General features: G+C 68.0%; 16 protein-coding genes. 14 read left to right on the top strand and 2 right to left on the bottom strand.

Annotated elements, in window-relative coordinates:
- The first annotated feature begins 27 nt into the window (after nucleotides 1-27).
- From OV287_RS34085 to OV287_RS34135, 11 genes are all read left to right on the top strand, one after another.
- Nucleotides 28-1,317 carry a GTPase family protein gene (locus tag OV287_RS34085; RefSeq protein WP_267538216.1) on the top strand — a complete coding sequence of 430 codons (1,290 nt, stop codon included), beginning with the start codon at nucleotides 28-30 and terminating at the stop codon, nucleotides 1,315-1,317.
- A gap of 421 nt (nucleotides 1,318-1,738) precedes the next feature.
- Nucleotides 1,739-3,577, top strand: a complete 1,839-nt coding sequence (locus tag OV287_RS34090; RefSeq protein WP_267538217.1) for a hypothetical protein — start codon at nucleotides 1,739-1,741, stop codon at nucleotides 3,575-3,577.
- Nucleotides 3,578-3,585: 8 nt separating this feature from the next.
- Entirely contained in the window at nucleotides 3,586-5,385 is a 1,800-nt protein-coding gene (locus tag OV287_RS34095) for a hypothetical protein (RefSeq protein ID WP_267538218.1), read from the top strand.
- Between the two features lie 9 nt (nucleotides 5,386-5,394).
- Entirely contained in the window at nucleotides 5,395-8,976 is a 3,582-nt protein-coding gene (locus tag OV287_RS34100) for an eCIS core domain-containing protein (RefSeq protein WP_267538219.1), read from the top strand.
- A gap of 2 nt (nucleotides 8,977-8,978) precedes the next feature.
- Nucleotides 8,979-9,485 carry a hypothetical protein gene (locus OV287_RS34105; protein WP_267538220.1) on the top strand — a complete coding sequence of 169 codons (507 nt, stop codon included), beginning with the start codon at nucleotides 8,979-8,981 and terminating at the stop codon, nucleotides 9,483-9,485.
- A 166-nt stretch (nucleotides 9,486-9,651) separates the two neighbouring features.
- On the top strand, nucleotides 9,652-11,019 hold the full coding sequence (locus tag OV287_RS34110) for a leucine-rich repeat domain-containing protein (RefSeq protein ID WP_267538221.1): 1,368 nt from the start codon (nucleotides 9,652-9,654) through the stop codon (nucleotides 11,017-11,019).
- A 429-nt stretch (nucleotides 11,020-11,448) separates the two neighbouring features.
- On the top strand, nucleotides 11,449-13,407 hold the full coding sequence (locus OV287_RS34115; protein WP_267538222.1) for an ATP-binding protein: 1,959 nt from the start codon (nucleotides 11,449-11,451) through the stop codon (nucleotides 13,405-13,407).
- Between the two features lie 18 nt (nucleotides 13,408-13,425).
- Entirely contained in the window at nucleotides 13,426-15,156 is a 1,731-nt protein-coding gene (locus OV287_RS34120; RefSeq protein ID WP_267538223.1) for a Kelch repeat-containing protein, read from the top strand.
- A gap of 116 nt (nucleotides 15,157-15,272) precedes the next feature.
- Nucleotides 15,273-16,982: an EGF domain-containing protein gene (locus OV287_RS34125; RefSeq protein ID WP_267538224.1), complete on the top strand. Its 1,710-nt coding sequence runs from the start codon at nucleotides 15,273-15,275 to the stop codon at nucleotides 16,980-16,982.
- A 159-nt stretch (nucleotides 16,983-17,141) separates the two neighbouring features.
- Nucleotides 17,142-17,789, top strand: coding sequence for a TetR/AcrR family transcriptional regulator (locus tag OV287_RS34130; RefSeq protein ID WP_267538225.1), 648 nt, complete (start codon nucleotides 17,142-17,144; stop codon nucleotides 17,787-17,789).
- A gap of 11 nt (nucleotides 17,790-17,800) precedes the next feature.
- Nucleotides 17,801-18,718: a sterol desaturase family protein gene (locus tag OV287_RS34135; RefSeq protein ID WP_267538226.1), complete on the top strand. Its 918-nt coding sequence runs from the start codon at nucleotides 17,801-17,803 to the stop codon at nucleotides 18,716-18,718.
- Here OV287_RS34135 and OV287_RS34140 read toward each other — a convergent pair.
- Nucleotides 18,638-19,696, bottom strand: a complete 1,059-nt coding sequence (locus OV287_RS34140) for a hypothetical protein (RefSeq protein ID WP_267538227.1) — start codon at nucleotides 19,694-19,696, stop codon at nucleotides 18,638-18,640. The two genes, OV287_RS34135 and OV287_RS34140, sit on opposite strands and share 81 nt — an antisense overlap.
- Nucleotides 19,697-19,818: 122 nt before the next feature.
- On the opposite strand from OV287_RS34140, the gene OV287_RS34145 reads away from it, so the two are divergent.
- Together OV287_RS34145 and OV287_RS34150 are read left to right on the top strand one after the other, a co-directional pair.
- Nucleotides 19,819-21,645, top strand: a complete 1,827-nt coding sequence (locus tag OV287_RS34145) for a hypothetical protein (protein ID WP_267538228.1) — start codon at nucleotides 19,819-19,821, stop codon at nucleotides 21,643-21,645.
- A gap of 177 nt (nucleotides 21,646-21,822) precedes the next feature.
- The gene (locus OV287_RS34150; protein ID WP_267538229.1) at nucleotides 21,823-22,884 is read left to right on the top strand and encodes a ribonuclease T2 family protein; all 1,062 of its coding nucleotides are present in this window, start codon (nucleotides 21,823-21,825) and stop codon (nucleotides 22,882-22,884) included.
- Between the two features lie 30 nt (nucleotides 22,885-22,914).
- Here the strand turns inward: OV287_RS34150 and OV287_RS34155 are convergent, their stop codons facing one another.
- Nucleotides 22,915-23,271 carry a hypothetical protein gene (locus OV287_RS34155; RefSeq protein ID WP_267538230.1) on the bottom strand — a complete coding sequence of 119 codons (357 nt, stop codon included), beginning with the start codon at nucleotides 23,269-23,271 and terminating at the stop codon, nucleotides 22,915-22,917.
- A 133-nt stretch (nucleotides 23,272-23,404) separates the two neighbouring features.
- Between OV287_RS34155 and OV287_RS34160 the strand changes: the two genes are divergently transcribed.
- Nucleotides 23,405-25,612, top strand: coding sequence for a TonB-dependent receptor (locus tag OV287_RS34160; RefSeq protein WP_267538231.1), 2,208 nt, complete (start codon nucleotides 23,405-23,407; stop codon nucleotides 25,610-25,612).
- Nucleotides 25,613-25,905 lie beyond the last annotated feature (293 nt).

Here is a 25,905-nt window from a genome sequence, read left to right on the forward strand (position 1 = left end):
TGTTATGGCCATCTCCGAGGAGGACCTATGGCCGCCCCCAACGAACCCTCGTTCCTGGAGATCTCCGAGACGGTCCGCCGGCTCGAGGAGCTGCTGGACCGCGTCCCGGATCCGCTCGCCCGGGACATCCGCCAGAAGATCGCCCACCTGCGTGCCCTGCTGCTTGAGCAGCGCTCACCCAACCTCGTCCTCGTGGGCCGTCGCGGCGCTGGCAAGTCCTCCCTCATCAACGCCCTCTTCGGCTCCCACGTCGCCGAGGTCGGCCACGTCAAGGCCCAGACCGGCCAGGGCCGCTGGTTCGACGTCCAGGGCGAGCTCGGCACCCTCTCCATCCTCGACACCCGCGGCATCCAGGAAGGCTCTCGCCCCGAGGAGGCCGACTCCGCAGACACGCCCCTCGACTCCATCCTCGCCGAGGTCCGTCGCAAGGCCCCCGACGCCCTCCTCTTCCTCATCAAGGCCTCCGAGGTCGATTCCGCCATCGACGCCGACCTCGATGTCCTCGTACAGATCGCCTCCGCCGTCGAGCAGGCCCACGGCCTGCGCCCTCCCCTCATCGGCGTCGCCACCCACTGCGATCTGCTCGAGCCCAAGCGCACCGACCTCCACCTCCCCGACTCGCAGGACCCCGCGGAGCTCCAGGAGAAGCTCCGCCACGTCGAGGTGGTCGAGCGCCAGCTCCGTGAGAAACTCCGCTCCCGTGAGCAGTTGCGCGGCGAGCTCGTCACCGTCCTTGGTGTCTCCACCTACCTGTCCTGGCGCCAGGATGGGACGATCCGCTCGGACGAGCGATGGAGGCTGGGCGAGCTCGCCCAGGTGCTCTTTCGCGAGCTGCCCGAGCAGGGCCGGCTCGTTCTCGCCCGCGTGACGCGCGTGCGAACCCTCCAGGAGGAGCTCGCCACCACCCTCACCCGCGCCATGGCCTCGCTCTGCATGGGCGTTGCGGTGGTCCCCATTCCCGTCGCCGACATCATCCCCATCACCTCCGCCCAGCTCAGCCTCATTGCCGGCATTGGGTGGATCTCCGGCCGGCAGCTCGACCTCAAGACCTCCGGTGAGTTCCTCACCGCCCTTGGCGTCAACGTCGGCGCCGCCTTCGCCCTCCGCGAAGCCGCTCGCGCCCTCATCAAGTTCGTCTTCCCCGGCGCCGGTAACGTCGTCTCCGGCGCCGTGGCCTTTGCCGGTACGCTCGCCATTGGCACCGCCGCCCGCGCCTACTTCTTGCGGGGCGTGTCCCCCGAGGAGGCGCACCGGCTCTACCAGGCCACCCGTTCCTCCGCCGAGGCCCACCCCGAGCGCGCCCTCTCCGAGGGCTGAGCACGGGTCTCCACTCCGAGCCACGGTGGGGAACCAAGGAGCCCTTGGCCCCCCCTCCGCTCAGCGTCTGCCGTTGCTGAAGGCGGGAGAGGCCACGGGCCAAGCCGAGGATGGTGACTGGGTATTCTTCACACGAAACCGGGTCGGCCCCGCTCCTGGCTCCCGCTGGAGTTGAATGTCGGGGGCAATTCGACGCGTCCGCGCCAACAGGCGTCTGTAATTTCCACTATTCATCGCGTCCCTCTTCACGGGATGAACCCAATGCAATCCTTCAAGCATGTCGAAACGTGGTTACCCAATCGTGACTAAAAACATCAAACATCATTGAAATCCCATACCCAACCTCAGTCGTAGGAGCCAAGACGCAAGCAGTACGGAAGCCACCCGGCTCGCCGCGACGGGGACCCGGGGCAGCACCCTGGTGGACAATCCTTTCCTGGCCAGCCAGGGCCTCCAGAACTACCTCACGAGCTTCTCCACGCGTGCCCGCCGAGCGCAGATCATCCGCCTGTCGGACTCCCTGGAGGCACTGCAACAGGCCACCTTGCTCCGGCGCGATCTGACCGCGCGCCTCATCGACCTGGTGAGGGAAGTTGGGAAGGTGAAGGAGTTCGGCCTGGATGTGACGGGGATGACCCTGCTGGGGATCGCCAATACCCAGGTCAGCAGCGGTTCCTGGCGGATCTCACTCCTGTTCAGGCAGAGGGCGACCTGGGTGTCGCCAGTGGAGACCAAGGTCGTCGCTCGCGAGAACATCTCCCTGCTCTCCCTGGTGAATGATCCGATCAGGAGAGCGCAGGTCCTCGGGAGGATCTCCGATGAGCCGGAGAATCTCCGGCGGGCGCTCTCCCAGTCGAGGTTCAGGTGGGTGGAGTCCGACTACTTCGCCACCGCCATCCGGCACCTGGAGAACACGCGCACCCTCCTGCAGGAGTTGGAGCGCCGCATGCGCAACCGCGTGAGCTCCGTGGAGAGCTACCGCAAGACGCTCGTCAAGATCGAGGGCTACTGGACCGAGCTCGATAAGCGTCTCAAGGTCGTGGACGGTGAGGTGGCCGAGGCCCGTCAGGACGTCACCGTGGGCCGCGCCCTGCTCGCCGAGGAAGTGGTCCGCATCGACCGAGTCAACCAGCGCCGCAGGCAGGTCCTCGAGCAGCACGTGCCATTCCTCGTCTTCCAGCGGCCCCGCCAGGGCGATCTCACCTTGGACAGCCGCTCGCGCCTGCTCGACCCGGGGCTCGTCGAGGACCTGCTGCCCGAGGTGTTCGCCAGCACCACGGCCGCGCCTCCCGAGCTGCTCTCCTATACCGAGCTGCTGCGCGACTCGCCCCTCAAGTGGTTCTCCCTCGCCCAGCAGCTGCTGCGCGGGCTGGATCGTCTCGAGTTCATCCAGCGCACCTACGTGAGGGCGCAGGCGCGAGCCGTCCAGCGAATTCCCATCCGGGTGCCCACCTACCTGGGCTACGGGCTCACGAGCCATGCCCTGGGTCTGTCCCGGCTGCTGTCGGCCCGGGAGGATGTCATCGCCCGCAGCAGGCTCTCGTTCGTCCAGTACTACCAGCCCGCCATCCTCGAGACCCGCACCTGGCTGGAGCTGCAGCAGAGCGCCCGCGAGCACCTCTCCCTGGGAGATCTGATCGACACGTCACACGGCCGGCCGGACGTGGGCCGGGACGCGGCGACCGAGCTGGACCGCATCTCCAAGGTGGCCACGGGCCTCTACCAGCGCTTCGGCGGGGTGCCGCCCGCCATCCGCCTGGAGTGGGCCGAGCAGATGAGCCAGTACGACGTCCCGGTGGACCTGCATGATCTCTCGCGGCTTCCCCAGTGGGATCAGCTCGAGGGCACGGACCGGCGCGAGATGCAGACGCTGGTGGACTGGCTCTTCCAACGCGTGGTGTCCACCGAGCCCGAGGCCGTGTCGCTCATGAACGATCTGGTGCGCGTGTGCATGCTGCTGGCCAGCCATGCGCCGGTGAACGAGCTCCTCTCGGGCCACGTCTCCAAGCCCACCGTGGCCAAGGTAGGTGGCACGATCGAGCTGGCGGTGGATCCGGCGCGCGTGCGGATCGGCATGAACGTGATGGTCCGCTCCGGAGATCAGACGGTGGAGGCGGTGGTGGAGGACCTGTCCTCGGGTGTGGCGAAGGCGCGAGTGCTGTCGGCCTCGGCGGCGACGGTGCACTTGCAGGAGAAGGCCTCGGCGCGCTTCGCCGATCCCTCCCGTGGGCCTGGTGCGTTCACGGGCTACGCGTGGTGAGAGGGACGATGCGGCGCGTGGGCACCGTCCGGCTGGCGGCGAGGAGTGATGCCCTCGTGCGTCGCGGCGCCCTGCTGCTCGAGGACGCCCTGCGCACCGCCTCGTTCCCCGAAGCCGGCCCCGGCCGGGTGCTCCTCATCCGCTCCCTGCCAGTCGGCGTCATCCGGGGGCACCTGCCCCCCTCGAGCCTCGCGCTCTCCCTGGAACGGCTGGTGCGCGAGCTGACCATGTCCGCGGTCCATGCCGGGGACGCGTCGGCCGGGCACCGCCTCGCCGTCTTCTTCCGCGATGACGCGGAGCCCTCCGTCACGCTCGCGGGGCGACTGGCTCGCGGAGAGCCCGTGTCCGCCTGGTTCTGGCCGCTCGCCGTGCCGGACTTCCACCCCAACCTGCCGCGCGACGAGGCCCTGCGTCTGGTGCTCGCCACCGCGCTTCGAACGAGCGCGGGCCCAGCCGCCGCGATACGGCTCGTCGAGGACCTGCACGAAGAGGGCGGCCTCGACGTGCTGCTCGAGTCCCTGCGGTGGCAGGAGGGCCCGGCGCTCGTCCAGGCCTTCGGAGGCTCGCTGCCAGCACCAGCCCTCCCCGTGGAAACGGTGAGCCCCGGCACACCCGAGACAGTGCTACGAGCAGTGCCCTTGCGCGCGGTGGTGGCTCGGTGGGTGGAGACGTGGGGTGCCGGGGATGCACGCTCGGTGTGGCTCGCAGCCATGGCGCTCGTGCTCGAGCGGCGGGGACGCCTCGTCGATGTCCGGCTCTTCGAACGAGCGGCACGCCTCGCCGCCACGATGGTGTCCGCACCGGCTGCACCAGAAGGCTCGCGCCCCTTCTCCTCCACGAGCAGTGGCGCACCCGGGGCGGTCCGGAACACGGAGGACTCCGCGTCCGTGATGAACGTTCCGCGGCACGAGCCCACCTCCACGAGCGCGTCCGCCCCCTCGAGTCCGGAGCCTCCGCCCGGCATCGCTGCGCCCGGAAGGACTGGTGCCCCCGCCCCCGCTGGCGGCGTCAGGGCTCCGCATCCCGCCTCCCAGCGAGCTGATACCCAAAAGCCGCCCCCCATCGAGCACGGCCCGGGCGAGATGCCCTCCCCCGGAACTGATGCGAAGCCAATGCTGGAGTGGCCAGAGGTTGCCCGCCCCACGGCAGTTGGTGGACTCCTCTTCCTGCTGCCCGTGCTCGAACGATTGGGAATGGCCGCACTGCTCGCGGAGCACCTGGGGCTGCTCGAGCTCGATGTGCCAGACCGACTTCTCTCGCTCATCGCCGAGCGGCTCGGCGCTCCCGCGACAGACCCCTCGCGCGTGATTCTCGACAGCCATGTCCGGGGGCCGCGGCCCGCCCACTGCCCTTTCGCGCTCCCCGAGCGCCTGCGCACGCTGGTGGCCGACATGGAGGGCGCTCCCCTGGCTTTTCGCGAGGAGGGGCCCACCGGACGCACCGTGCTGACCGATGCCTCGCGGCGGCTCCCTCTCGCCGTCACCTACGGCATGACACCCGAGTCACGAGCTCCTCTGGCGAGCGGCACGCTCCCCACCACGCTGCACGGGGAGGACGACCTGGGCCTGTTGCTCCGAGGGCTCCTGACGGCGCTCCGACGCTGGTGCCGCCGCCATGCGCGAATGGGCCTGCACGACCTCGTCCGCCGTCCTGGACGCATCGTGGCGACACGCACCCATGTCAATGTCTTGTTCGACATCCGGCAGGCGGACATCCGCGTGCGCGGCGCGGGGCTCGATGTCGATCCAGGATGGGTCCCCTGGCTCGGGCGGGTGGTGCGATTCCATTATCTGTACGGGGAAGAGTGAGGCCCACTCATGGCATTCGACCACCGCACATCCGCCGTGAAGCCATCGCCTTCCCGCGAGCCCGAGGAGCGCCGGAAACAAACACGGGACACAATCCCCACGACGAAGAGTCTGGACACCACCGTGCCCCACTACCTGCGCTCCCAACTCGGGATGACCTCTGGCACGGAGCAGCAGAAACAGGAGGGACCACGCTCCGGGATTCCCCGCTACCTATGGAGCGAGCTCGACCGGACCACCACCCCAGCCCCGACGCCTTCGGCCGTCCCCACCACCGGAGCCTCCACGACGGTCTCTTCCGCGGACCTCGGGAGGTCGGAGCCGCTCGCCCCGGAGGCAGCCTCGCGCTTCTCCCAGGCTTACGGACAGGACCTGAGCGGCGTACGTGTCCACCCCGACAGCCCACTCCCCGGTGCCCTGGGCGCCCGTGCGTTCGCGGTCGGCAACGACATCGCCTTCGCGCGTGACACCTACCAGCCAGGCTCCTCCGAGGGCCAGCAGCTCATCGGCCACGAGCTCGCGCACGTGGTGCAACAATCCAGGGGGCAGATGGGCCTCCAGGCCGAGGGCCTGTCCACGGATGGCTATGAACGCCAGGCCGATGAGGCGGCCCGGGCGGCCCTCGCTGGCGAGCCCGTCGCGGAGCTCTCCCCGCTCGCCACGCCCACGGTGCAGCGCAAGGTAGCGGATGCCCCACCTCCAGCCCCTCCGGCCGGCCGGGACAAGCCTCGGCCGGGCAAGGTTCCGGAGGGTGTGGTCGACCTGAGCAAGGGACTGCTGGACCCGGCGAACATCGCTCCAGATGCCAATGGGCGGGTGTTGGCGCGCCTGCCCGGCCTGGCCGAGGGCGAAATCGAGCTGGTGAAGAGGGGCGAGGGCTACAGCACCCGGGGCGAGGGGTATGCCCTGCCCCTCAGCGTGGGGCCCCTGGCGGGAGTGCTCGGTGACTCGCTCGTGCTGGCGGTGCGAATCGACAACAACGTCATTTCAGGCCGTGCCGCCGTGGGCAAGCCGGGACGTTCCGTGCCCAAGGGGGACTCGGCCCTCTTCCGCGCCATCGAGAAGAACCCCGAGGCCCTGGGCTGGGCGGGACTCTCCAAGCTCTCGGTGGGCACGCCCCACAATGCCCTCGAGGGCGGCACACTGAAGCTGGGGGCCGACTCGGCCCGCTTCACCCTGGGTGGCTTCGTGGAGGGCACGGCCCGCTTCACCCTGGAGGGCGAGCGCGTCACCTTCAGCGGCACGGCCGACGTGAAGCTGCCGGGCGCTTCCACCGGCAGGCTGGAGGTCAACTACAGCCCCGAGACAGGCCTGTCCGGCGAAGCGAATCTGAAGGTGGGAGTGGGCAAGGTGTCGGGCGGCGTGAACGCGCGGCTGCGCCAGGGCACCCTGGACATCCAGGGCACGGCCGGCTACGCGGGCGACCAACTCAAGGGCAGCGTGACGCTGGTGGCCACGGACGAGGCCACGGCACAGGAGATAACGCGCAAGCCGCCGCGGGCCGGGTTGCTGCCGGGACAGGAAGGCGCGCGCGCCGCGGGAGCGGGAGTGGCAGCCGGAGCCGGGCTCGGTGCGGCTGTTACACCGGTGGCGGCGAAGCCGGGGCCCCGGGCCATGTGTGGCTGGGGCGAGCTGGACTTCTCCCTCACCGAGTGGCTCACCGGCCGGGCCATGGTGGTGGTCAACAGCCAGGGCGAGGCCACGGTGCAGGGAGAAATCGCCCCACCCAAGGAAATCATCCTCTTCGAGCAGAAGGAGTGGACGAAGAGCCTGCTGAAGGTGGAGGCGCGGGCATTGTACGGAGTGCCGGTGGTGGGCAACGTCTTCGTCTTCGCCAACGTGGGGCTGGAGGCACTGGCCAGCATCGGCCCCGGAAAGCTCTACAACATCAGGCTGTCGGGGCAGTACTCCACGGACAAGAAGGTGGACAAGGAGCTGAACCTGCAGGCCTCGCTGAACATCCCGGCCTTCGCGGGGCTGCGGCTGCGGGCCGAGGGCGGCGCGGGCGTGGAGCTGCTCGACCACGACCTGAAGTTCGGCGTAGGCGTATGGGCGCTGGCGGGGGTGCGCGGCTACGTGGAGGCCACGCCCACCATCGGCTACCGGCAGAAGGCGGGCGCACCGGGCGAGTTCTACTTCAAGGGACACATGGAGCTGGCGGCCCAGCCCTTCCTCGGCCTGGGGGGAGACTTGTTCGTCGAGGTGGACAGCCCCTTCTGGTCTCCGCTGCCGGACGAGAAGTGGACATGGCCGCTGGGCAGCCTGGAGTACCCGCTTCCGGGCGAGTTCGGCCTGGGCGCGGATGTGGAGCACGTGCTGGGCTCCAAGCAGTGGCCGGAAATCCAATTCACCGAGGTGGATTTCGACAGCAGCCGTTTCATGACGGATCTGCTGAGCGGGGGCGCGCCGGGCAAGAGCAAGGGGGGCGAGAAGAAACCGGCGAAGTGGAACGACGGCGCGGCGGCGGGCGCACCGGGAGGTGCCAGGAGTGCCACCGCGGCGCCCAGGACCGCACCCACCAGAGGGAGCAAGAAGGGACCGGGAACACAGCCCGTGGACGGCCAACTGCCAAAGGGAGGCAAGGGCCCGGGGCCAGGGAAGACACCTGACAGCATCCAGCTTCCCGTGGACATGGATGGAGCCAGCCACACCCTCTTCATCACGCTCGGCCAGGAGGCTCGCGTGGAGCTGGCCTCCAAGCGCGATCTACTCTCCAGGAAGCTCCTTCGCGCCCGCAGGGGCTTCCTCCGGCGCCTTCGCGCCGCTGAGCGCGTGAAAGACAAGATTCTTGCCCGCGAGCTGAACAACCAGATCCTCACACTCAACAATCTCATCTCCGAGGCACAACGGCTTCAGAGCGAGGCCAAGAAGGCGGGCAAGAATCCGAAGAAGATCCTGGAAGATGCCAACACCCTGAAGGACGACCTCGCGAAGTTCGCGAAGTGGACTGGTTCCAAGGACATCGACGACATCCTCGGAAGGGACACGAAAGACGACCAGACGGAGGAGAAGAAGGATCCCGAACCCCAGGAACCCAAAGAGGCACCCCCGCGAGTCCTGAAGCCGGAGTGGCAGCTCACGGACTCCGAGCGAGCCGAGCTCATGCCAATCACGGGTGGGCCCGAAATGTTGCAAAAGCTGGATGCCATCATCGCCGGACATGGGCAGACCGCCAAGATAGAGGCGAACATAGCAACCATCCGCACGGTACTCTCGGCCCTCCATCAGGGCAAGAGCGTGATATACATAGACATGCCCATCTTCAAACCGGAACACTTCAAGCAACTCAACAAAGCAATACTGAACGAAAAAGACCAACCCCTGACCGATCTCGACACCATGACCGAGGACGAGATGATCGAGGTCAAGTCAGGCGATTACAGCGGAGAGGAAAAGCTGTCCGATGACGACTTGGATCAGTTCACCGTTCTGAGGAGATTCTTCGAAGGGAAGCTCCAAGTGGTCGATTCCAGAGGAAAATCCATCACACCTCCCAAGAAGTGGGTTTATCAGTTCACGAAACCCATCAAGAAGGACCTGGAGGACTGGCTGTTGGGGAAGGGCGTTTCAGAAGTCCGGAAGGGCATATAACCATGCCAAGCTACATCACCGCATACGCCATTCTTCCCGAACCCACGAAGGCTGACCAGGTATTAGCCGACTTCAAGCGCTGGCGGGAGCTGAGTGGAGTCTCTTGCCTGGAGGAATGCAACGTCATCTTCAATGACTCTGGCGACATCGAAAGAGAGCCGGAGCTCGTCTCATCGGAAGAGGATGGACTCAACAGACTCTTCGAGTGGCCGACCCTGGGGGGCATGGGGTTCAGCCTTTCGGGGCACAAGATCTTCGTGTCATTCCGTGGAGAAACTCCCCATCACGTGGACGTGATAACAATGTCCATGAACTCGAAGCTGTATGTCTTCCATCCCGATATCCGACGAAGTTTCGAAGAAACAGTCGCCAGGCTTCATCAGATCTTCAAGTCGAAGCGTACCGTGGTGGATTACGATCTTCTATCTCCTGCGAGTTGGTTGAAGAAGGAGGTCGAGAAGGTCAGGAGCGGAGTATTCGAGGGTCGCTACGCCCTGGACCTGAGATGAACGAGTGACGGATCAGAGGAGTCTCATGAGCACCCCTTCATCAACGTCCTTCAGCCTGCGCGACTGCGCCCTGGCGGCAGGAGAAAAGCGGGCCTTCGACACCGCGCTCTCAGAGGTTGACCGATCCTAGGGTCCCTGCTGCAGCGCCCACTCAAGGAACACAACCATGGACTTCAGTCCTTTGGATCCAGGTGTAGCCGATGCACTGGCCCGGGCTCTCGGGCATGCAGCACCCTTTTCGGAGGCGGAATGCGCCGCACTGGAAGGTCCACTCACGGTGCTGCATGCCCGCGACGTTTCGGAGCTGAGCCACTGCAGCGGACTGCGGCACCTGGAGCTCATTGCTTCAGACGTCCGCGACGCCTCTGCGCTGGCCTCCTTGAAAAGGCTGCGCCAACTGACCATCATCGCGACGCCACTCGAATCGCTGACTCCGCTCCAGGCACTCCCAGCGCTCGAACACCTGACGCTCAACTTCACCCACGTCCAGGATGCCACTCCCCTGAAGAGCATGCCGTCGCTGCGAAAGGCGGAACTGCATGGCAACCCCCTGACTAAGGAGAGCTACAATCTGGTGGCGCGCCGGCTGTCCAGCACAGCGGCGCCACAAGAGGCAGGTCCACTACTCCAGGTACTCCCACCCCTGCGCGAGGACTGGGAGGCCACGCGCCTGCTGTGGGAGCATGGCATTGCGGCGGGCGTTGCCCGCATCGACTTCCGCTGGTGGCATTTCGTGAGCGCGGGGATCCCCCGGCTGACTCCTGGGCCCTGTGATGCCGTTCCGCGAGATCCCCTCCTCATCACCGAAGCGCTCGGGGAAAATCCCTCCCTGACGCTTGAGGCCCTCTTCCAGCAGGCGATTCAGGCCCGCGATACCCCTCCGCAGGTCGGCATCTCGCAGTTGAAGAGCCGTCGTCCCTGGGGAAGCAGCACCGAGGCAGCCTCCTGGGTACGAGCCAGCGCACTGGACGCGGAGACGAAGGAGGGGCTCCTCCAGTTCATTGCCCATTTCCCTGCGCTCACCTTCTACCGGGAGGAGCGGGAACTGCTCGACGAGGTGGCGGCGGAGTCGCGGGTGCAGCTTCCCTCGTGGCTGCGCGAGATACGGCAGACCCTAGCGGGGATCCTGCCGGACCAGGATCCGCCGGAAGTCATGGTCCGGTTACAACGATTCGACTTCCCGAGGAACACGACGACCGAGCCAGACAGCCGCTGGTACTCCCTCGTCCCCGGGCGCTACAGCGGGAGAGAGGAAGAGCAGCTCCTGCGAGCCATGAACCTGGTGAACGTAGGCATTTCCGATGAGCTCCTCTGGTCGCAGTTGCTCGTGCGCACCGATGCGCCAGAGGACCGCGCCATCTATGATTTCGCCCTGGAACGGTTCCAGGAGCGCCAAAGGGAGGGACGCGACCCGCATGGCACGCTGGGCCGTGTATTCACTTCCTATGCCTCCATGTTGTCCGCCATCAACGCGGTCCGGCTTCGTCGGAAGCAGCCCATCTTCGCCGTCCAGGAGCCGGGCACGCCCGCCTGAGCAGTGCCAGGGCGCAATCGCACGCAGGAGCAGCGGCGGATCCTCCAAGAGGATCGGAAACCATCTCTATGAACTCCCCCTCGTCAACGCCCACGACCCTTCGTGACTGCGCCCTGGCAGAGGCAGTCAGAACTGAATGAGCATGCCAATGGGCATTGTCCTCGTCCTCGAAGAAGGCCGGCTTCAGCGCAGCTCCATTGAGAGTTTCCTCGCAAGCGCCACGGGGATGGTCTCGCTCGACAGCCACGTCATCCGGCTGCTCCGCCACTGCGGATTTCCCAGCGTCATGACACCGGAGGAGTTCGCAAAGGGAGACCGGGAGCGCTTCCCAGAAGTCTGGGCCACACTTGGGCCAAAGGGCTGAAGCTACCTGGCCATCCTCCCGGAACAACAAGAGCTACGTAAGGCGACTGGAACAAGCGGACTCCCATGAACGCCCCTTCATCGACATCCCTCACCCTGCGCGACTGCGCCCTGGCTGCCCTGGCGCGGCAGTTCCCCGACTCGGAGCAGGCCCCGGCGGAGCTCCAACTCCTCCACCGCTCCAGACAAGCCCTGGAGGGTCAACAGCGTGACTGGCTCTCGGGCGCACGGGCCTGCCTGGAGACTCCCAGCCCCGTGGACGTCCCCCTGGTGCGGCTCGCCCGGGCGCTGGGCCTCACCCTCCTGGAGCAGCTCACCATCGCGCTCGCCGCGGCCGTGGAGGAGGAGCCGCTGGTAGGCCGCGTCCTCGCCTCGCTCCAGGCCCCCACCGGCGGCTCACGGCCCACGCTGGGCCTCGTCTCCATCGCCTTCGCGGAGGCGGCCCCACCCCTGGGACCATCCCCCTTGCATACGCTCGCCAATGGCGCCGCCCTCCAGAGCCGGCTGCTCTCCCGGCTCACCCCGGAGGCGCCCCTCGCCGAGCAGGCGCTTGCGCTGCCCCTGCCCATCTATCTCGCCCTCCGCGGCCAGGAGGCCTCGTGGCCCGGGACGACACTCGGGCTCGGCCCCTACCCCGAGGTCCTCCTGCCGGACTCCGTCCTCGACGAGGCGCGCCGCCACGCGGACACCCTCATCCTCCACCCGAGCAGCGCGCTCCAGCTGCGCGGTGGCTCGACGGCGGAGCTACGCACCGTGGCCACCGCGCTAGCCGCCGCCCTGAAACGCCACCCGCTCTTCATCGAGACCGATCGGCTCGACGCCCTCGGCCCCTATCTCCAGCTGCACTCGCTGCTGCCCGTGTTCTGCTTCGAGCTGGGCCCTGGTGAGCGCAAGTCCGTACCGCCCCTGCCCTTCTACGAGGGTCCCGTCCTGCTCATCTCCGGCTCGGAGGGGAACCTCGAGTGGCTGGCGGGGGCCATGCCCACCTGGTCCCTACCAGTGCCCGGGCGCACCGAGCGCAAGGCCCTCTGGGAGGCCACCCTGGGCGATGCCGCGCTGGCCGAGCACCTCGCTGGCACCCACCGCCACCGCGCCGGGAGGATCTCCCACCTGGGCCGGCTGGCGCGGCGTCATGCCGCCATGCAGGGACGGACAACCCCAGAGGAGCGGGACATGGTGGCCGCGGCCTGGTCGAGCGACGCGGGCGGACTGGGCGCACTGGCCCAGGCCCTGCCGGATCGCATCAGCGACGAGGCCCTGGTGGCCAACCCGCCACTCGCCGCCGAGCTCCAGGCGCTGCTGCTGCGCTGCCGCGCGCGAGAGGGCCTGGCCGAGGGGCTTGGTGCCTCCGCCACGACGCGCTACCGCACGGGGGTGACGGCGCTGTTGGTAGGCCCCTCCGGCACGGGCAAGACGCTGGCGGCGGGCTGGCTCGCCACCCGGTTGGGAATGCCGCTGTACCGGGTGGACCTGGCCAGCGTGACGAGCAAGTACATCGGCGAGACCGAGAAGAACCTCGCGCAGCTCTTCGCCCGAGCCGAGCACGCCGAGGTGATGCTCCTGTTCGACGAGGCGGATTCGCTCTTCGGCCGGCGCACGGACATCCGGGACTCCAACGACCGCTTCGCCAACGCGCAGACCAACTACCTGCTCCAGCGCATCGAGTCCTTCGACGGCGTGGCGCTCCTGACGAGCAACAGCAAGGGCCGGTTCGATCCGGCCTTCATGCGCCGACTGGACGCCATCATCGAGTTCCCGATGCCCGGGCCGGAGGAGCGGCGCTCGCTCTGGCTGTCACACCTGGGAGAGGGACACCGGGTGGCGCCCAAGGACCTGAACCGGCTGGCCGCGATGGTGGAGCTGAGCGGAGGGCACATCCGCAACGCAGTGCTGCTCGCGGCGGTGCTGGCGCGCGGTGAGGGGCGCCCCATCGAGTACGGCGATCTCTTGAAGGGCTTCGCAAGCGAATACAAGAAGCTCGGACGTCACGTCCCCTCGGAGCTGCGGGAGCCGGGGACGAACTGAAGACGGGAGGAAATGCACATGGCAGACACTCCGCAGACTCCATCCAACAAACCGAAGCCAGTCATCGTGGACAACGGCCCCAATGCCCACATGCTCTCGTCCAATGACGACCGCTCGGCCGGCCCCGTCGAGCTGGGCTTCCCCGTCAACTTCTTCGGGACGGTCTTCACGTCGCTGTACGTCAATACCAACGGCAACGTCACCTTCCGGGAGCCCCTGTACAAGTACCTCCCCTTCCGGATGACGACCCAGGCGCCTCCCATCATCGCGCCCTTCCTGGCGGACGTGGACACCCGGCCAGGGGCCTCGGGCCGCGTCAGGTACGGCCCCACGACCTTCGAGGGCCGCTACGCCCTGGGCGTGAACTGGCTCGACGTCGGCTACCACTGGGAGCGGCTCGACAAGCTCAACCGCTTCCAGCTCCTGCTGGTGGACCGAAGCGACCTGGGCTTTGGCGACTTCGACATCGTCATGAATTACGACCGCATGGCGTGGGAGTCCGGAGAGTCCGCCGGTGGAAGCGAGGGCCTGGGCGGGCTCGCCGCGGGCGCGGGCTTCTCAGCGGGCACCGGTGAGACTGACACCTTCTTCGAGTTCCCGGGCGCCCTGGCCAACGGGGGGTTGCTCGACAGCAACCTGAAGACCGGGTTGACCAACACGAAGCGCAACAGCGACATCCTGGGCCGGCACATCTTCCGGATGCGCAGGGGGAGGATCGACTTCGAGAGAAGCATCCGCGAGGGCGGCCATCTCATGCCTCGCGCGGTGTTGCTGGCAGATGGCCGGGTGCTCGCGCTTGGCGAGTTCAATCCCTTCTCGGATGTGTTCAACCCAGTCACGGACGAGTGGGCGGCCACGGGCAAGACCACCGCCAACCGTCGCCGCCATACGGCCACGCTGTTGCCGGATGGACGGGTGCTGGTGACGGGTGGCGAGGACAAACCGCGCACCGCGGAGCTGTATGATCCGGTGGCGGGCACCTGGGCGGCAGTCACCGACATGAGCGTGGGTCGCATCGACCACACGGCCACGCTGCTGCCGGATGGACGAGTGCTGGTGGTCGGAGGGCACGAGGCCTTCGGCTCCACCACTCGGAATGCCACGGCCGAGCTGTTTGACCCACAGAATGGAAACTGGACCTCCACAGGCAGCATGCAGACCGCTCGCAGCGCGCACACGGCCACCCTCGTGAGCAAGAACGGGCGGGCCCTGGTGCTGGTGGCCGGAGGCGAGGGCGCCACGAGCAAGCTCGCCTCGGCCGAGCTGTACGATCCGGAAACGGGAACCTGGACGGCGACGGGCAACATGGGCCTCGTCCGCTATGCCCACACGGCCACGAGGCTCCAGGATGGGCGGGTGCTGGTGGCCGGGGGTGAGCCCTCCGACCTCTCCGATGAGTTCCCCGAGCCGCGTGGCAGGGCCGAGCTGTACGATCCAGCAACGGGAAGCTGGGCGGCCACGGGCAGGATGAACAGACCGCGCCGCAGCCACGCCGCCGTCCCACTGAATACAGGCCACGTACTCGTCCTCGGAGGCTTCCACGAATCCGCGGGTATCCAAGCCGGAGTCGAGCTGTACGACCCTGTCCTGGGCAGCTGGAGCGTTCTGGGTCCCATGCAGGTGAGGCGCGAGTTCCACGCCGCGCTCCTGCTGGAGGATGGCCGGATACTGATTGTGGGAGGTATCACCAACCCCAACACCCTCCAGGGGACGTACGAGCTGTACTACCACCCGTTCGCCAACAGGTAGGCGCACACTGCCCACAGGGGTGTGCGATTGACGCCCCAATCGTTTCCAGGCATGAGAGCGGCACCGCGGATGCCGCTCTTCGTGAGCCACGCGGCAGCATCAAGGGGGGTAGCGTCTTGATTCAGAAGCCATTGAGCAAAGCGTTCATTCTGCTGGCTATTCTCGCGGCCAGCGCCTGCAGCAATCCCGATCCCACGGACGGCCCTGACTCGCCCGAGTGCGTCGCAGCCGCGTGCGATGCGAACGCGGCGTGTGACACCAGCTCGGGACAGGCGGTCTGCACCTGCAACACCGGTTACTCCGGCGACGGCAAGACCTGCACGGACGTGAACGAGTGCGCCACGGCGGGACGCTGCGCGGCCGACGCCACCTGTACCAATACGCCGGGCAGCTTCACCTGCGCCTGCAAACCAGGCTTCTCCGGCGATGGCCAGACATGCGCGGACGTGGACGAGTGCGCCACCAACACCGACAACTGCTCGGACAACGCCACCTGCACCAACGTGCCGGGCGGCTTCTCCTGCGCCTGCAAACCGGGCTACTCCGGCAATGGCCTGACGTGCACCGCCCAGACCCAGACCGGGCGAGTGCTCGTCTTCGCGGATGGGGCTGGCACCACGACCAACCCGGTCACCGCCGCCGCGGCGACGTCGCTCGGCATCACCGTCACCGTGACCCGGAACGAACAGGACTTCGCCGCGTCCTTCGACGCCAGCGGCTTCGAGGTGGTGGTGGTGGAGTCGGAGACCGTCCCCCTCCCGGCCAACGTGCAGTCGAGGCTGACGAGCTGGGTACAAGGGGACGGCAAGGCGCTCGTCGCCCATCCGGCGCTCAACCAGATTACGGCGTTGCAGGACCTGCTCGAGGTGGATGCCGCCGCCCCCTTCACGACCTGGCGTGACGTATACGCGGTGCAGGACCTGGCACCCAACCTCTTCGAGCAGCACCAGACCCTCCCCCACCCGCTCGCGCCTGGCACCAGTGGCACCGCTCGCGGCGTGCAGCTCACCCCGCGCGGGTCCGGCCTGAAGCTGGCCGCACTCGACAGCGCCACCGGCGCGGGGGCCATTGTCGCCACCCGTGACCAACACGTCCTCGTCCATGGCTTCCGAGCCTCCGACGTGGCCCAGGTGGACAAGGACACCGATGGTGTGCCGGATGTCCAGGAGCTCCATGCCAACGAGCTGCTCTACCTGCTGAACCCACGGGTGCTGGTGTTCGACGACTACCCCCTGGGCGGCCGGTTCTCCGCCAAGGCGGTGACGCAGCTGAAGATGACGGCCCTCTACACGTCGACCGAAACCCAGTTCAACACCACCTATGATCGCGGTGGCTTCCAGCTGCTCGTATTGCAGACTGGAACCAAGGACCTGCCCACCGCGGTGGAGACTCGGACGAGGACCTGGGTCAAGGCGAGCAACCGCGCCATCGTCTCCTGTGGGGACCTGGATCAGCAATACAACCTGCAGCTGGCACTGGATGTGACCGCCAAGTCCTTCCAACTCAACCGGCAGGTCCACGCCGTCCCCTCCAGCCCGCAGAACTTCTTCTCCCTGCGCGAAACGCTGCCCTCCCCCCTCTCGGGCAACACCTACCTCAACGACAGTGGCGACGAGCTCACCCTCCCGAACTCGAACAGGGGATTCATCGCCGCACGCTTCGACTCGGCCACCGGCCCTGGCGCCATCTCCGTGACCCGGGAGAACAAGGTCATCGTCAATGGGTTCGTCCTGTTGGAGATGGACACGGCTGACGGCGACAGCGATGGCAAGCCCGACGTCCAGGAGCTGCTCGTCAACGAGCTCGTCTTCCTCGGCGCCCCGTAGCAACCCCAGCAGCGGCACGCGGTTCTCCCGGAAGGGGGCGGGGTTGCCTGCCCGCTCGCCTCCCAAGCGACAGACCTGCTTCCTCGGCCTCTGTCTTCTGTTCACTTAAAGAGTGAGCACTCACTTTCTTTTTTGAGCAGGAAGCGCTACCCTGGCGGTATGTCTGATTCGTCCCCGGGTTTGGAGCCGGCGCCTCGCGTCCGGCGTACCCAGCAGGAGCGGCGGGACTCCACCCGCCTCAAGCTGCTCGAGGCCACCGTCGAGTGCCTCATGGAGCTCGGCTACGCCCGGACCACCACCCTCGCGGTCGCCCAGCGCGCCGGCATCTCCCACGGGGCCCTCTTCAAGCACTTCCCCACCAAGGCCGCCCTGCTCGGCGCCGCCGTCGAGCACCTCTTCCCCCGCCTCATCGACGAGTACCGCTCCACCATCGACGCCACCACCTCCTCCACCGGAGATCGCGTCGCCCAGGCCATCGAGCGGCTGTGGTCCATCTACCAGCGCCCCGAGCTCCTCGCGGCCATCGAGCTGTACGTCGCCGCCCGCACCGATTCCGAGCTCGCCTCCGCGCTGAGCACCGTGGACCCGCCGCACCGCCGCCACCTCCACCGCGTTGCTCGCGAGCTCTTCCCCGACGTCGCCGCCACCCACCCCGGCTTCGACGCCATCATCGAGCTCATCCTCAACGCCGTGCAGGGCGCCGCCGTCGGGGGCGTTGCCCTCCCCGCCAATCCTGATCACCGGCAGATGCTTGCCCTGCTCGTCCAGCTCGCCCGCAGCGCGTTCTCCTCCCCACCCCAGCCCTAGGGAGCCGCACCATGGCCGACCTCACTTCCCTGGACCCCACCCAGCTCGCCACGCCGGCGTTCATCCTCCTCATGCTCGTGGAGCTCGCCTGGCTCGCCCGGCACCGTCAGGAGGGCTACGTGGGCTACGCCGCCAAGGACTCCGCGGCCAGCCTCACCATGGGCACCGTCTACTCCCTCATCTACATGGGCTGGAAGGGCGTGGAGTATGCCTTCTACTCCGTCCTCTACGAGCTCTCGCCCCTGCGGCTCGGCAGCGGGCTCCTCGCCTGGGTGCTGCTCTTCTTCGCTGAAGACCTCTGCTACTACTGGTTCCACCGCATCCATCACGAGTCCCGCTTCTTCTGGGCCTCGCACGTGGTGCACCACTCCAGCCAGCACTACAACCTCTCCACCGCCCTGCGGCAGACCTGGACGCCCATGACGGGCCTGCTCTTCTGGGCCCCGCTGCCGCTGCTCGGCTTCCATCCGGCCATGGTCCTCACCGCCCATGCCATCAGCCTGCTCTACCAGTTCTGGATCCACACCGAGGCCATCGGCCGCATGGGTCCGCTCGAGTGGGTGCTCAACACGCCCTCGCACCACCGCGTCCACCACGGCTCCAACGAGCGCTACCTGGACAAGAACTACGCGGGCATCCTCATCATCTGGGATCGGCTCTTCGGCACCTTCCAGCCCGAGGAAGAGCGCCCCATCTACGGACTCACCAAGAACATCGGGACGTACAACCCGCTGCGCATCGCCTTCCACGAGTACGCCGCCATCCTCCGCGACGTACTGCGCCCCAACCCGCTGCGCGTGCGCCTGGGCCTGGCGTTCCGCAATCCCGCGTGGAAGCCTCCGCAGGCCTCAATCCCGGCAGCAGGCGATGGCGCCGTCCTGGGAGCGGAAGAAGGCAGTCGTCAGCTCCCGTCCCACCCAGGCGCATAGCACCTCGTACGTCCGCCGACGCGCGCCGCCCACCCGTGTGGGCTCGCGGATCAGCGTCTCCGGGTGCCGGATGAACACGTTGTAGCCCAGGATGAACCCATCCGAGCGCAACACGGTGATGCCATCCGTCGCCATCATCCCGCGCAGGAGCTGCGCCGCCGAGCTCACCGCCGACGCCGCCTCCATCTCCCGCGTCTCGTGGTAGTGCATCACCCGCGCAACCATGTCCAGCGGCTCCTCCAGCAGCACGCCGTCCACGAAGAGCGGAGAGCCCTCGCTGCCCTTGGGCAACACCGCCACCAACGTGCCGTGCGAAGCCTGCATCGCCTCGAAGAGCACCCGCCGGTAGAAGTCCCGCGTGTAGCTGCGCGCCGGCTCCTTCACGTCCGCCGTCAGCCCCAGCGCCAGCTCGTCCATGGCCACCGTGGGCAGCGTCGCCTCCACCCGCGAGCCCGACAGGAAGATATGCCGGTAGAGGCCGCCCATCCCCCTCAGCTCGATGACGTTCTCCGCCAGCTGCAGCACGCCCACCATCCGCAGCGAGCGATCTCCCGCCCGCCGCATCCGCTCCAGCGGCGTCTCCACCAGCGGGAAGGGATCCGTCCGGAACACCCCGTAGGCAAAGCCCTCCGGCACCAGCAGGACGTACAGCGACCACCAGCGTCCCTGTCCCAGCGGCGCGCACTGCTTGAGCGCACGCTGAATCGTCTCCCGTGTCCGAGGGCCCGCCCCGAGCGCAACCGGCTCCCTCCCCCCCAGCACCCGCAGCATCCCCTCCAGGTCATCCCCCAGGAACGCCACGGGGAAGAGCGGCTCGCCCTCCTCGCGGTAGCGCGACAGCGTCACGATGAGTTCGCTGAGGGGATCCCCCACATTCGCGGGGCCCAACCCCGCCTCATGGAGGAACGAACAAACTGCGTCCGACAGCAGGTGCCGGAAGGACAGGACCGGGGACTCTCCCGGAGCCAAAGTGCTCATGGACGCCCACACTGTATCAGCACCGGGGATTTTGACCGGATTGCCGTAATCCAAGAAAGCAGGGACAATAGGGCTGCAAAGGGCTGTTCCGCCTGCACACACCTCTCCCCCCCGAGGTAGTCGTGAGCAAACAGAGCGCGATCGCGGTGTTGGTCGAAGGTGGCTCGCCTGGCGTGCTGCCTGGCAGGGCCATTGAAGTGGATGCCGGCGTGGCGCTGCCGGTGGCGTTCGGCGGACTGCGGAAGATTCTCAGGGCCTGCGAGGACGCGGCGCCCGAGGCCGTGCGCCCCCTGGCGCAGCAGCGCCCCGCCGAGTGGAACCGGCTCTTCCCCGGCGCGGTCCAGGGCGCACCGGACCTGACGGATCTGGCCCTCACCCCGTCCGAGCGACGGCTCCACCGCGAGTCCGAGCAGATCTTCTGGGTGCTCAACCTCGCGGCGCGCGCCATCGTGGAGACGCTGCGCGCGAGTGGGCGGCCCCTCGTCATCCACGGCGCGGGCGAGTGCGATCTCGTCAGCCTGCGGGCGGTGATGCGTGCGGCCGAGTGGGGCCGGCTGGAGCAGCTCGAGGGCCGCATCCTGCTCACCGGCTGGAACGTGCGCCGGCCGCACTACGCGGCCTTCTTCGAGGGGCGGCGGCGGGACTTCCTCCACTCGCTCTGCGAGCGCATGCGCACCGAGAACCCCGGAGGCAGCGTGGGCCCGGTCTCGGGGCGGGCCCTCGATCCGGCCGTGGACCTGGAGGGCCGCTACCTGGGTGCCGTGGTGGACGAGGAGCTGCCACTCGAGCACCGCATCGCCGCGGCCGTGCTCGCCATCCGCAGCTGCTTCTTCACCACCAACTATGAGGGCGCCATGCTCGCCGCCGAGCGCGGACTGGCGCTGCTCGACGCCGCGGGTGCAGGACTCTCTCCCGGGCGAGTGGCCGAGGGCTGGGACATGCTCGACACCGGCTTCTCCACGCCGGCCATCGAGATCGACAAGAGCAGCCTCGGGGACGCGGAGGAGCTGCGCGTGCTCTTCGAGCGCGGCATCGGGGTGGTGCACGTCTTCACCGGCCAGCATGACGAGGCGCTGGAGGCCTTTGGCCGGGGGTTGGAGCGTCGGGCGCCACCGGAGCGGCTGGCCCACATGCGCATGTTCCGTGCCCTCACCCGCACCAAACGCCTGGCACAGCTGCCCGATGCGCGTGCCGAGGTGGAGGCGGGAATCGCGCTGATGGAGGGGATCGACACGCCGCTGCGCAAACTCCACGAGGCGTGGCTGCGCAACGTGTACGCGCTCACGTACTTCCTGGAGAAGAAGCTCCCCCAGGCGCAGGAGCAGGAGAAGCTGGCCATGCGCTGCGTGGGAGACCTGCACGACGCAAGCGCCACGCACCTGAAGATCAACCTCATCTCCAACGCCAGCTATCTCCAGGAGACGGCGAGGAACTTCACGGAATCCATCGCCATCTGGCGGCGCTTCGAGAAGATCAGCGCGAACTGGGGCGCCAACTTCGCCAAGCACCACCGCTACCGGCTGGCCGCACTTCAGATGGCCAATGGCGAGCGCGAGGCGGCCGTGGCCAGCTACACCGAGGCCTTCCAGTGCGCGGGGGAGCTGGGAGACCCCTTGCACCAGCAGGTAATCGCCGCGGACCTCGGGCTGCACCTGCTGGACACGCAGCCGGCCACCGCGGCGCAGTGGTTCTCACGAGCGGCGGAGCAGGCACGAGTCATTGGAGATCCGCTCCGGGCGGCGCAAAGCCTGGCAGGCCAGGCGCTGGCCGAGGGAAGCCGCGACTGGACGGAGGCGCTGCGCTGCGCCCAGGCGAGCACCACCACACCGGCGGAGACGGAGCCGCTGGTCCAGGCGCTCTCGAAGGGGGACGCCGAGGCCGTGCGCAAGGCGATGCCCCGCCCGCGCAGCAAGCTCAACCGCCCCTTCGACGCGGTGAACCTCTACTGATTGCCCTGGGGGACGAGACATCAGTCCCCTCGAACACAGCGAGAATCACCGGGGTGTGTAGCGCGAGACTCCGGCCATCGCGGCGCTCCGAAGCGGAGGTGAAGCGGGCATACCTTGCTCGCCAGGTGCCAGCCGTTCCCACGGTCTGGCACCCCACTCCACCGCAACGGAGAATCGATGACCCTAGAACTGCGCATGCGGATTGCCTCTGCCTTCCGGGCGGCCAGCGTCTTCTTCGCCCTCGGAGCCTTTGACGCCGCCTGGGCGAGCGTTCCCGTCGAGGGAACCCTGCACGCCACCAAGGACTGTGAGGCGTTCGTCTCGAAGAAGAAGAAGAGCAACCCGGACAAGGCCCGCCTCGAGCCGGGCGACGCCTATGTCATCCTGGAGCAAAACCGCCCCAATCAGCCTCAATGGTTCCGGGTGCGGGTGGACGAGGCCAATCCGCCGGAGCGGTGGGTGGAGGCCAGCTGCGGCACCCAGACGCTGAGCACAGCGGTGGAGGAAGAACCCGGCCAGCCCACGCCCAAACCCAGGCCCATCTCATCGAATGACCCCCGCCTCTGCAACACCGCCGGCCTGCAGGACAGCTTCAAGCTCGCGCTCAGCTGGCAGCCCGCCTTCTGCGAGGGTCACCGCAGCAAGACGGAGTGCTCCGCCGGCTTCGACAACTCCTTCCAGTCGGCCGGCAACTTCACGCTGCATGGGCTCTGGCCCAACCGTCAGAGTTGCGGCATCCGGTATGGCGACTGTGACAACCCGAATCCGCAGCGCGACTTCTGCAGCTATCCCAAGCTCTCCATCAGCCCCGAGGTGATGAAACAGTTGAGCGCCGTGATGCCCGGCACCGCCTCCTGCCTCGAGCGCCACGAGTGGTTCAAGCACGGCACCTGCCAGGTGGATTGGAACGTCAGCGAGTATTTCGAGGTGGCCATCAACCTCGTCCGCCAGTTCAACGACTCGGGCATGAACAAGTTCATGACCGAGAACATGGGCAAGGAAGTCTCGAGGGAGGATTTCCTGAGGCAGGTGGACGCCGCCCTGGGCGCCGGGGCTCGCGAGCGGGTGGAGCTGGGCTGCGCCCGCGGCGGCAAACTGCTGACCGACGTCTTCATCAACCTGCCAGCCAATGTCGAACCGGGCGAGAGCCTGGCCGAGCTGGTCAAGATGGCCCCGCCGGATTTCAACAGCAGGTGTGGCGCCCGCTTCACCATCGACGCGGTGGGCTTCTCCCGCTGAGCCAGAGGAAGAAGCCGGTGAGGAACAGGCTCATGGCGTGGCCGGACTGCCCTGCTTGCCGGAGATCTCTTCCCGCACGGCGGACACATGCGCCTTGAGAGCCCGGAAGGCCACGCCCCGGTCATCGCCGAGCAGTAGCACGGCCGCTCCATCGCGGCTCCAGGCCTCCGCCTGGCCGGGCAGGCGGGGAATGGCACAGAAGGGGACGCGGTGGCGCCGGCACGCCTCGGCGATGCGCCGGATGGCCTGCTGGACCTCCGGGTGCTCGAAGCGCGCCGGCACCCCGTAGGACTGGGAGAGCTCAATCGCTCCCTCTACCTGCTCTTCGGGGACTAGACCGCATTGCCGGCCCTCACCCGCAGGCACGCGCCCGGCACGGAGCGGCACCGCCCCGTCCGGAGCGCGAAAGGGACAGGGGAATGGGAGAGCAACTTTGACTTTGAGAATCGTTCTCAAGTAAACCGCGGCGCGGTCACACCCCCGCGCACCGGCGCCGGTCGCGCTCGAAAAGGAACCCCCGATGAAGCCCCGCCGACCGCATCCCACCCCCGCCTGGCTCCTCACGCTCGGCCTCGCCCTCGCCCCCACGGCCTTCGCCCAGCAGGAGGCGCCGGCCCCCACGCTGGCGGAGGTCCCCGAGGAGGAGCGGCTGAGCGAGGAGGAGCTCACGGAGGAGGTGGTGGTGACAGCCACGCGCCGTCCCGAGGCCATCGCCAACGTGCCCGGAGCGGTCACCGTGGTCGGACGCGAGCAGCTTCAGGCCCAGTACAAGGCGAGCGGCCAGAACATCGCGGACGCGCTTGGCAAGCTCGTCCCGGGGCTCGCGCTGGGCAACCAGTCCCCGTCCACCTACGGGCAGACGCTGCGCGGCCGCAACGTGCTGGTGCTCATCGACGGCGTCCCGCAGAGCGCCGTGCGCAACGTGTCGCGCGACCTGAACACCCTGTCCCCCGAGGCCATCGAGCGCGTCGAGGTGGTCCGCGGCACCACGGCCATCTACGGCGAGGGCGCCTCCGGCGGCATCATCAACATCATCACCCGCCCGACCGGGACCGGGCAGCCCCGCTTCTCCACCACCCTGGAGACCACCACCGCCGCGGTGCAGCCGCTCGGCGGCCTGGGCGGGCGCCTCGCCCAGACGGCGGACGGGGCGGTGGGCCCGCTGGGCTTCTCGCTCACCGGCGCGCTCGAGCGCACCTCCGCCCAGTACGACGCGGAAGGAGACCGCATCCCGCCCAACCCGTACGGCCAGGGCGGGCTCGCCGAGTCGCTGCGCTACGACCTGTCCGGCGCCCTCACCTGGAAGCTCACGAAAGAACAGCGGATGAAGCTGACGGCCGCGCACTTCCAGGGCCGGCAGGACACGCGCTTCACCACGGACCCGGGCGTCAACCAGCTGCCGATCTTCGGCTCCAAGTCGCGCGTGCTCGAGGGGCTCGAGATCAGCCAGCCCGAGGCCACGCGCAACACCACGCTCTCGCTCACCTACGACCACGACGCGGTGCTCGGCAGCACGGTGCGCGCGCAGCTCTACTACCGGAACTTCTTGACCAACTTCTTCCCGTCCGACGGGCGCACCGTCGCCACCTACCGGGCCATCACGCAGTCGCGGCTGGAGACGCAGAAGGGCGGGGCGCGCCTGGAGATCGGCACGCCCATCCTCGAGGACCTCAACGTGCTATGGGGCCTGGACGCGGCCCAGGAGCGCACCGCGCAGCCGGTGACGGTGATGGACCCGCAGCGCTATGACGCGAGCGGCGGGCTCGCGTTCGTCCCCATGGGGGAGCGCGACTGGGTGCCGCCGATGGACATCGGCACCGTGGCGGCCTTCGGGCAGGTGGAGTGGGCGGCGCGCAAGTGGCTCACGCTGCGCGCCGGGGTGCGCCACGAGCGCATCTGGCTTTCGGTGGACGACTACGTGACGCTCATCGACAACCCGGTGGAGGGCGCGCGCCTGCGCTTCCGCTCGACGGTGTTCAACGCGGGGCTGGTGGTGAAGCCCCTGCGAGCCCTGAGCATCTATAGCAACTTCTCGCAGGGCTACTCGCTGCCGGACGTGGGCCTCATCCTGCGCAACGCCAACCGGCCGGGGGCCTCGGTGGCCACGCTGAACACCGCGCCGCAGCAGGTGAACATGGTGGAGGCCGGCCTGCGCACGGACTTCGAGGTGGTCTACGGCTCGCTCGGCGCGTTCATCAACAGCTCGGAGCTCGGCACCTCCTCCGGCGGCCTCGGGGTCGAGCCGGTGCGCGCCCCCGAGCGCGTGTACGGGCTCGAGGCCACGCTCGGCGCGCGCCCCCTCGCGAGCCTCACGCTGGACGCCAACTTCACCTGGCTCGAGGGCATCCTGAAGCGGGACGGGGCGTGGGGCTTCCTCAACGGCTACCGCATCCCGCCCCCGCAGCTGACGCTCGTCGCGGCGCACCAGACGCTGCCCACCTGGCGCAACAGCGTGGTGCTCGCCGTCTCGGGCTCCCGCAACCGCTTCAAGGCGAAGACGGCCGCGGGCACCGCCGGCTTCGGCGAGCTGCCGGTCGCGCCCTACGCGACGGTGGACTTCGCCTCGAGCCTGGAGGTGGGCAAGGGCACCGCCACGCTCGCGGTGAGCAACCTCCTCAACCAGCAGTACTACCCGCGCGTGAGCCAGATGCTCTACTCGCTGAGGAACGACTCGTACGCTGCCGCGCGCGGCGCGGTCGTCAGCCTGAGCTACACGCTGCGCTACTGAGCCCCCGCGGCGCCGGTGTCCGCCGGCGCCGCAACGCCCGAGCGTAGTGAGGAGGAAGGTGAGGGAGCCGCACGTAGGTGACGGAGAGCAACAGGGACACCGCGCTCGCGAGCGAGAGCGCCGCTCACAGGGGCACGAGGTCCACCGCCTGGGGCTCGGTGTTGAGGCGGGCCACGGTGGAGCCATCCGGCGCGTTGCGCAGGATGAAGCCTACGTCCGGCAGCGAGTAGCCCTGCGAGAGGTTGGCGTCAGGGCGACGCGCGAATCACGGTGTTTGCTCCTGGATGTCGGAA

Origin of the sequence: Archangium lansingense (assembly GCF_026626635.1) — a bacterium.
Classification (GTDB): domain Bacteria; phylum Myxococcota; class Myxococcia; order Myxococcales; family Myxococcaceae; genus Archangium; species Archangium lansingense.